Genomic DNA, 279 nt, shown 5'->3' on the forward strand with positions numbered 1-279 from the left:
GCCGTTCAAGCCAAAGCACATCTGGGCGATCCGCACCCGCTTACAGCACGAGGGCCGCACTCGCGACCTCGCCCTGTTCAACACTGCCATCGACAGCAAGCTGCGCGGCTGCGACCTCGTCCGCTTGCGCGTGGCGGACGCCGCGCTCCTGGCGCTCGGCGAGACCTGGCGCCCGAAACCCTCCGCCCCGGCGGTCGCTGTTCCGGTGCGACGGGAGGCGGACGAGGAGTTGGTTCTCGCGGCGTAAGCCGGGTGCGCCTCAGACCGGATCGAGGCCGA

Annotated in this window: 1 pseudogene; it reads left to right on the forward strand. The window is 70.6% G+C overall.

Annotated features, from left to right (window positions below):
- Positions 1–148, forward strand: a pseudogene (locus MKL09_RS01120) (integrase); the annotation flags it as partial.
- Positions 149–279: the final 131 nt, after the last annotated feature.

The sequence above is a fragment of the Methylobacterium sp. J-048 genome (assembly GCF_022829515.1).
Lineage (GTDB): Bacteria > Pseudomonadota > Alphaproteobacteria > Rhizobiales > Beijerinckiaceae > Methylobacterium.